The sequence below is a fragment of the uncultured Planktosalinus sp. genome (assembly GCF_963973675.1).
Lineage (GTDB): Bacteria > Bacteroidota > Bacteroidia > Flavobacteriales > Flavobacteriaceae > Planktosalinus.
Genome location: NZ_CAXBAN010000103.1, coordinates 1 through 7,866 on the forward strand (window position 1 = coordinate 1; position 7,866 = coordinate 7,866).

At 40.3% G+C, this 7,866-nt stretch carries 11 protein-coding genes; 2 read left to right on the top strand and 9 right to left on the bottom strand.

Features of this window, described 5'->3' with window-relative positions; genetic code table 11:
* Positions 1 to 99 precede the first annotated feature (99 nt).
* Positions 100 to 699 (top strand): hypothetical protein, encoded by a 600-nt coding sequence (locus AACY61_RS05640; protein ID WP_339610610.1) that lies wholly within the window; start codon positions 100 to 102, stop codon positions 697 to 699.
* Positions 700 to 759: 60 nt separating this feature from the next.
* On the opposite strand, the gene AACY61_RS05645 is transcribed toward AACY61_RS05640, so the two are convergent.
* Complete coding sequence (locus AACY61_RS05645) at positions 760 to 1,002, bottom strand: LapA family protein (protein WP_339610611.1); 243 nt, start codon at positions 1,000 to 1,002, stop codon at positions 760 to 762.
* A gap of 125 nt (positions 1,003 to 1,127) precedes the next feature.
* Between AACY61_RS05645 and AACY61_RS05650 the strand changes: the two genes are divergently transcribed.
* The gene (locus AACY61_RS05650) at positions 1,128 to 1,547 is read left to right on the top strand and encodes an ArsC/Spx/MgsR family protein (protein ID WP_339610612.1); all 420 of its coding nucleotides are present in this window, start codon (positions 1,128 to 1,130) and stop codon (positions 1,545 to 1,547) included.
* A 4-nt stretch (positions 1,548 to 1,551) separates the two neighbouring features.
* Here AACY61_RS05650 and AACY61_RS05655 read toward each other — a convergent pair whose 3' ends face one another.
* The 8 genes from AACY61_RS05655 to AACY61_RS05690 all read right to left on the bottom strand — a co-directional run.
* Positions 1,552 to 1,800: a phosphopantetheine-binding protein gene (locus tag AACY61_RS05655; protein ID WP_339610613.1), complete on the bottom strand. Its 249-nt coding sequence runs from the start codon at positions 1,798 to 1,800 to the stop codon at positions 1,552 to 1,554.
* The gene (locus AACY61_RS05660) at positions 1,787 to 3,082 is read right to left on the bottom strand and encodes a beta-ketoacyl-[acyl-carrier-protein] synthase family protein (protein ID WP_339610614.1); all 1,296 of its coding nucleotides are present in this window, start codon (positions 3,080 to 3,082) and stop codon (positions 1,787 to 1,789) included. Before AACY61_RS05660 ends, AACY61_RS05655 begins: the two co-directional genes overlap by 14 nt.
* Positions 3,079 to 3,522, bottom strand: a complete 444-nt coding sequence (locus AACY61_RS05665) for a hydroxymyristoyl-ACP dehydratase (RefSeq protein ID WP_339610615.1) — start codon at positions 3,520 to 3,522, stop codon at positions 3,079 to 3,081. The genes AACY61_RS05660 and AACY61_RS05665 overlap by 4 nt, the downstream gene beginning before the upstream one ends.
* Entirely contained in the window at positions 3,522 to 4,313 is a 792-nt protein-coding gene (locus AACY61_RS05670) for an SDR family oxidoreductase (RefSeq protein WP_339610616.1), read from the bottom strand. Before AACY61_RS05670 ends, AACY61_RS05665 begins: the two co-directional genes overlap by 1 nt.
* Positions 4,314 to 4,326: 13 nt before the next feature.
* Complete coding sequence (locus AACY61_RS05675) at positions 4,327 to 5,379, bottom strand: 3-oxoacyl-[acyl-carrier-protein] synthase III C-terminal domain-containing protein (RefSeq protein WP_339610617.1); 1,053 nt, start codon at positions 5,377 to 5,379, stop codon at positions 4,327 to 4,329.
* Positions 5,376 to 6,089, bottom strand: coding sequence for a methyltransferase domain-containing protein (locus AACY61_RS05680; RefSeq protein ID WP_339610618.1), 714 nt, complete (start codon positions 6,087 to 6,089; stop codon positions 5,376 to 5,378). The genes AACY61_RS05675 and AACY61_RS05680 overlap by 4 nt, the downstream gene beginning before the upstream one ends.
* On the bottom strand, positions 6,090 to 7,199 hold the full coding sequence (locus AACY61_RS05685) for an NAD(P)/FAD-dependent oxidoreductase (protein WP_339610619.1): 1,110 nt from the start codon (positions 7,197 to 7,199) through the stop codon (positions 6,090 to 6,092). It abuts the gene before it with no gap.
* Positions 7,200 to 7,292: 93 nt separating this feature from the next.
* Positions 7,293 to 7,866 (bottom strand): OmpA family protein (locus AACY61_RS05690; RefSeq protein WP_339610620.1); only part of this gene is annotated, 574 nt, incomplete at its 5' end.

The following is a 7,866-nucleotide window of genomic DNA, read 5'->3' on the forward strand; positions in this document are numbered from 1 at the left end:
CTCTTCAAAGGTTTTAAGAAGTGAGTAAACTATATTTAAAGATTAAAGTTGGCAAACATTGAAATCAAAATTTTATATTTGGAAAAAAATACTCCCCCCATGAATATAAAAATACTACTTTTACTTACCTCATTTCTTTGTTGCTCAACATTTTACGCTCAAGATATGCGAATCACTATTGAAGATGAACAAGTTAGAAACCGTTTGCTTATATACGCCTCAAACAATACACTCACTGACCTGGATGTAGCCATAACACTTAAAGGAACCGGGTTTAGACAACGCAGCGGGGTTCCCAGAAAAGTGAGGGTTCCGGGTCGATCTAAAGTGAACCTGATTAGCGTGGTGATTGAGCGAGATCAAGAACCTAAATATACCTATACATTGGATGTGAGTGACAGCCTTACGCGCAGGTCACTGGTTAAAGAGTTTGAGCTTATAAATATTCAACCAAAGAAAATGATTACCCTATACAAGCCTGACAACTGTACAAATTGTGAAGCTATTATTAACGGTCTTGAAGAGAGCCCCTTTCTTTATAAAACCGTCACACTCTCTGAAAACGAAACCATCAAAGCACAGCTTTCTCCCTATGTACCTCAACTTGAAACTACTGACAAAATGATTGTCATGCTGGGTGGAAACTTGTACCCGGAAATAACAACAGCTGAAGCCCTGCTTGAGGTGGTGAATGAATAAGTATTTCCTGACCGCTTGGTAAAAACCAAATATAGCGATGGAGTTTAACGGCTACAGGTTTTATTTCTGCCAATCGTTATGAACGTCTTTTGAGTCTTCATTGTTCATCAGCTTTCTAAGCACTGATGATAACAAGCCACCGGTGGTCATCCCTAGTATGTAAATCAGTATAACAATTAATGAAACCGGCAGTGTCATGCCCCAGTTAAAAAACTCAATGTTAGTAGTTTGGCTGTTTTGAATGGCAAAAATAATCACCACGATAAGGAACAGGAATAAGATTGTTTTTTTTAGGATTTTCATAATGAAGGTTCTTTATTAAATTCCTTTAAAGAAAGGATGTGCTTGAATGTTTAATAAGTTGTTAAACTGCTTCATAAATATACTAAAAATTAGTATACTATTAGCAACCATAAAAACAACTAACAATGAAAAATAAAGAAGACATGGGTGTACTTTCAGAACATAGCAATCAATTAAATTTTTATTACTACCCGGAGCATAAACTTTCAAAAGAAGCTCTTGCTTATGCAGAGTCTTCTGATGCAAAACTGAATGCGGTTAACTTAAAAAACACCTCCCTTACAGGCACCCAATGGGTGGAGCTTGCGCATTTACTTGATTGCAAAGTGACTGATTTGCTCGCTACTGAACACCCGGTATTTAGGGAAAAGTTTGATCAAAAAGCTGAAATGAGCACTGAAGATGCTGTCAAGCTTCTGCAAAACAATCCGGAGTTGCTGGTCTACCCCATTGCCAGTCGCGGTAAGAAAGCCATTTACGTCAAGATGATGACCGATGTTTTGAAGCTCACTAAACCCGATACAGCTCATAACTCGAGAAATTAACTTGTTACGTTGTTTTTGATTCAATTAACTGAATCACATCGCCCACCGTTTGAATAGACTGCATATCGTCATTGCTGAATGCGATATCAAACGCATCTTCAATGTCAAGCACAATATCCACCAGATGTGAGGAATTGATGTTGAGCTCGCTGGTTAAGTTACTTTGCAGCGTGATGGTTTTATTGGAAACGTCTTCTGGGAGGTATGTTGAAATGATGGTTTCCAGGGTTTGGTAAATTTTATCTTGGGTCATTGTTTTTTTGTTTAAAGATAATACAAGCATTGACATCACCAAAACCAAAACTGGCTTTTATAGCATAACGTAGTGGCTGTTTCACGAGCTTTCTTGGAACACAATCGGCTGCAACAATTTTTAATATTTCCGGATGAATCTTCTCACAATTGATATTGGGAAACACAAAACCCTCTTTCATCTGAAGAACGGTTGCCACTGCTTCAATACTCCCTGAAGCGCTCAGGCAGTGCCCGGTCATCCCTTTCAGCGAATTGATGTAAGGGAAGTTGGCTCCGGTTCTGTTGAGTGCCACGCTCCAGTTAAGCACTTCTTCAGCGTCTTTTGTTGTAGCCGTTAGGTGTCCGTTGATAGCATCGATTTCTTTTCCGGTGATTTGTGCATCGTTCAGTGCCTCTTTAATGCACTTTTGTACTGCCTCCGGATTGGGTGCCGTCATACTTCCCCCGTTTTGCTGCCCACCGCTATTGAGGGCAACACCTGCAATTTCTGCATAGATGGGTGCTTTTCGTTCCAGGGCGCTTTCAAGTGTTTCCAGAACCAGGGCACCGGCACCACAGCCCGGCACAAAACCCGATGCTGAAGCACTCATTGGTTGTGAAGCTTTTTCAGGACGTTCATTGAAGTTATAAGGCAAGATTCGAAGGGCATCAAACCCGCCCCAAACATAAGGTCCCCCGTCGCTGGTACTCCCGGCGAGCATTCGGGTAGCCTTGCCTGCCTTGATGCGTTCATAGGCTAAAATTAGTGCTTCTGTTCCGGTGGCACATGCTGAGGAATTTGAGGTTACGAGGTTTCCCAACCCCAGTTTACCACTTAAATAAGCACTGGCTCCGCTGCTCATTGTTTGCTGTACAGAGGTGCTCCCCAGTCGTCTTACCCTGCCGGCATCAATGTTTAGGATACTTTCCCTGAACTTGTCCACACCAAGGTTTCCCGAACCAAACACAGTGCCTGAAGCAAAATCAACAGCTGTGGGTTTACAATTTAAGCCGGCGTCTTTCCAGGCGTCCATTCCTGCAATAACTGCATATAAAATACCGGTGCTATTGAAGTTTTTTAACTCCAGTTCAGTAAAATAGTTGTTCTTGAGTTCTTTTGAGACCTCCGGCATCCCTCCTATTTGGCAGGAAAAGTTGAGTGCTTGTAATTCCTTAAAAAACCGAATTCCGGATACACCTTTTTGAATGGCATTTGAAAAAGCCTTCAATCCAACTCCGTTTGGAGCTACTACACCCAGCCCGGTAACCACTACCCGTATGTTTGTTGATTGTGTGTTCATTTTAAAATCATTCCGCTAATGCTTCCTTTGCTTACAAGCTCATTTTGTTCATTCATCATCTTTACCTTACACTTTAACTTACCAAATCTAAAATACTCCTTTTCAGATACTACTGTTACCTTTTCGCCCGGATATACAGGTTTGAAAAATTCAATTTCAGTAGTACTTAAGGCTATGTTAGTTTCCAAGGATTGAGTGTTCGTTTCTTGATTAGAAAGCAAGTATATACCTAAACAAACGAGCCCTATTTGCGCCATACATTCTATCAAAATTACTCCGGGGGTCACCGGTCTGTCCATAAAATGACTTTTATAAAAGTAAAGTTCCGGCTTAAATCTGAAATGTCCAGTAATTCCTTCTTCAGACAGTTGGCTGATGCTGTCTACAAATAAAAAGTCAGTTCCGTACGGCAGTTGTTTTAAAAGTGTATCGGTTGTCATTATTTCAAGCTTTCGCCTCCATCGGCTTTGATTACAGTTCCGTTGATCCAGGCAGCCTCGTCTTTGCAAAGCAGGTACACTACATTTCCAATATCTGCCGGTGTAGTTAGTCTTTTGAAAGGGTTCTTTTTAAATGCAATGGATGCATATTTATCACTACCGGGAATGGCTTTCAATGCCGGGGTGTCTACTGCTCCGGCTTGAATACAGTTAGACGTAATGCCTAAGGGAGCAAACTCAACGGCCATATTGCGGGTGATGGCTTCCAGCGTAGCTTTTGCTGCGGATACTGCGGCATAATAAGGCCAGGCTTTGGCATTGCCTTCACTGGTAAAAGAAATTACCCGGGCTGATTTGTTAAACATAGTTTTATTGATAAGGGCCTGTGTCCAGTCATATAAACTAATGGCCATCGCATCAATAGTGAGGTGAAAATCTGCGTTGTTCAGCAGGGCCTCATTAGTTCCTTGCATAGGTTTTAAGTTTCCTTTGGCAATACTGTGTACCAGTACCCTAACACTTCCACCGGTTCCCATTTCTTTTTCAAGTGAGGTTAGAATCTCGTTCCGGTTACTATCTTTAAGTGCATCCAGATTGAATGTCAAAAGGGTAATGCCACTTTCGCGTAAGCGATTAAAGGCTTCATCTATTTCAGGGAGTTGTTCTTTGCGGTCACGGTGTACGATACATAGGTTCATTCCAGAAGCAGCTAGTTTTTGTGCAGTTCCCAGCCCCAAACCACTACTACCTCCTAAGATAACTGCCCAGTATTTATTGTTTTTAAATTCCATTGTTTTTAATTAATTACCATTTAAGTAAAACTTGCTGTGCTGAAAACCCGGGCCCAAAGCTAAGCATGAGTCCTTGTTCATTTTTGGGAATGTTTCGATCCATAAAACGCTCCAGCACATAAAGAATGGTGGCGCTACTCATATTACCATACAATCGCAATACCTCTCGGGTATCGTCTATATTTTTACCCATTTCGTCAAAAAGGCTTTCGACCAATTCAAGTATCTTTTTACCTCCGGGGTGAAAAATAAAATGGTTGATGTCTTTGACAGTCAGCTTGTTTTGCTCAAGAAATGGATTGAGTATATTTGAAAAGTGTGTTGAGATGGTTTCAGGAACCCCTTCATCCAGCACCATTTTGAGTCCGTTGTTGGTAAGTTCAAACCCCATTAAGTGTTCTGCATTGAAAAAATGATACATTTTTGTGTCCATAATTTCCGGTCCTGATGCATCAGCTTCTGAAGTGAGCAACGTGCAAGCAGCTCCGTCACCAAAGATCGCAGCGCTTACAATATTGGCCATGGAAAAGTCATTCAATAAAAATGTAGCCGCCGGACTTTCAACAGCAATTACCGCGGCCCGTTTACCGGGGTTTGCTTTTAAAAACTGTGTGGCATAGATGAGCCCGGAAACACCGGCTGCACATCCCATTTCAGTTACCGGAAGGCGCACTACATCCTGTCGCATCTTTAGTGCATTGATTAAATAAGCATCCAGCGAAGGAATCATAATACCGGTGCAGCTCACTGTGATGATATAATCAATAGAGTCTGCGTTCCAGTGGGCTTTTTGTAATGCTTTTTGCACTAGCTCTGTTCCAATAGCGATTACTTCACGAGAATAAATTTCATTTCTTTTTTGAAAAGAAGTTTGAGTAAATACTTCAAGAGGCTCAAACAGTGAATAACGCTGATCCACCTGTGCATTTTCAAAGATTTTTATTGTTTTTCGCTTTAAGCGGTTGTCCTGCCCTTCCATCCAAAGGTCAATAAACGGAAGAATGTCCTCTGTTTTTTTGGTGTATTTGGGAAGTACTTTGGTAACGGTATGTATTTTTACACTCATATTTTTTGTATAATCCACTGCCATCTAAACGCCCACTTTTGCTTTATTTGATGATGACTTTGGGGTAGTAAATTAGAATATCTTCTGATATCTTCCTTCTTAAATCCTCTTAAAATTGATATTAGACCGTCGTTTTTGGCAATGTTACTTTTTAAAAAGCAAAAGCTAAACAATTGAAACAGCCTGTATGCCAGTGCACTTCTTTGCAAATCATTGATAACAATTCCTATAGATGCCTTGCGCAATGATTTATCTAAAATACGAATACTATCGTCGTTTGAAAAGTGATGCAATGTTAAAGAATAGAGAAAAATGTGTGCATTGAGGCTTTCAAACCCAGTTGAAAAGGCGTCTATCAATTTAAAGTCTACTTTGCTGTCAGCCGGTTTTCTTTTCCGGGCCAGAGCGATGCTTTTTTCATTATTGTCAATACCCACAAGTTTCCAGTCTAAATTGTTTTGACGGGCATAGCGTTCACACCGAAATAGAATCTCTCCGTCTCCACATCCAACATCAATGATAGTAATCCGGGTGTTTACCGGAAGTTTTTTGGTAAGCTGAATCACACCGTTTAAAGTAATTTGGTTCCCACCCAAAAGCTGGTTTACCCTGTTGATATCCCTGTAGGCAAGTTTGAGTTCGCTTTCAGTGAGGTCCGGTTGGTCCATCAATTCGCTTTGGTTACTCCGATATGTAGTGTTTAGAAGCATTTATAGAGGTTTTCCGTGTGTTTTTGAAACGGCAAATGAAATTAGGTTTGTGTTCCTTTTTGAAAGTTTCAATCCTGTATTTAATAAAATTGAATTCATCATAACTGCTTGTAACAAACGGCCATAGCTTAATCGTTTAGAAAACGTAGAATTCCATTTTTGCATGTATATTTTTTCAAGCTCATTTCTTTTTGAGTTTTTGTTTTGGAGAAAGGTATCAGCAACTAATTTCGCAGCCGTTATGGCCATTGCCATACCATTTCCACACAAAGGATGAATAAGTGAAGCGCTGTCACCAATCATAAAAACATGGTTGTCAACTGCTTTTTTTCTTTCGAATGATATCTGGCTGATGGTAAGAGGTGTATCAAAAACAGGAGTTGCCTGCTTTAAAAAGTTTTTTAAAAAAGGGTTTTCGGAAAGTGCATTCTCTTCAAAATCATTGATGACTTTATAGCGTTTAAAGGCATCAATGGTCGTGAGATAACAGAGGTTGACATTATTGTTCTCGATTTTTGAGAGTCCGCAGTACCCCCCTTTAAAGTGATGCAATGAAACCATATGTTCAGGAAAATCGCCGGTGTAATGTGATTTAACGGCCATCCACTGGGTTTTTTTTTGAATAAAAGGTCGTAGAAGTGATTTATCAAGATTGGACCGCTTTCCAAAGGCACCAATGACAAAACGCGCCTGAACCGTGTTTCCTGATAAGGTTTCAATTGTGCTTTGGTTGCTTTGAAACTTAACTTCCGTGACAGTTTCCTGTAAAACCGGAACTCTTTCTTTCACTTTAGTATACAGGTGATGATCGAGCGTATACCGGCTTATTCCAAAACCCCCTAATTGTAATTGGGATTTGGATTCCAATCCATTTCTATTTGAAACCTGCAACAGACTGATTGATTTAGCTCCTAATTGGAATGGATGAATTCCTAAACTATTGAGATATGGCAAGACTTCGTTTGATACATATTCACCACAAACCTTATGTCTGGGATAAGGATTCTTTTCAAAAACAAGAACATTAAAATTACTATTGCTTAGGTGAAGAGCTGCCGTGAGACCGGCTAATCCACCACCTATTATTGCTATGTCACAAGATTGAATCATTTGCTTAAAAGTAGCCAAAAAATACAATCTAGAAATAAAAAAAGCCGGATACTTTTAACAGTATCCGGCTCTTGAGTGTTAAGATGCTGAAGCTTAATTTTCTCCGGCCTCTTTTTTAGCGTCTTCAATCATTTTTTCGTTGGGGACGATAGCTACATTTACACGACGGTTTTTAGCTCGTCCTTCAGCAGTACTATTGTCGTGTGAAGGTCTATCAGGTCCATACCAGGTTGTGGTAAATCGACCACTACTTAGTCCTCTGCCCACTAAATAGTTTGTAACGGCCTGGGCTCTGTTTTTAGACAGGGTCATATTGAACTCATAGGGTCCGGTACTATCTGTATGGCCAACAACAAGTATATTGGTATCGGGGTATTCCATCATAACACCTGATAGTTTGTTGAGGTTTTCTCTGGACTGTGTATTTAGATCATATTTATTAGTTGCAAAATACACACCACTGCCCTCATCAAAAGTAATTACAATGGCATCGTCGATTCGTTCCACTTCTGCGCCGGGTATTTCTTCTTCAATTTTTTGAGCTTGTTTGTCCATTTTATTTCCGATCAAAACACCGGCTGTACCACCAACAACACCACCAATAACAGCACCAATCACTTGATTGTCTTTGCTGCTTCCCACCTGATTTCCTATAATGGCACCTAAT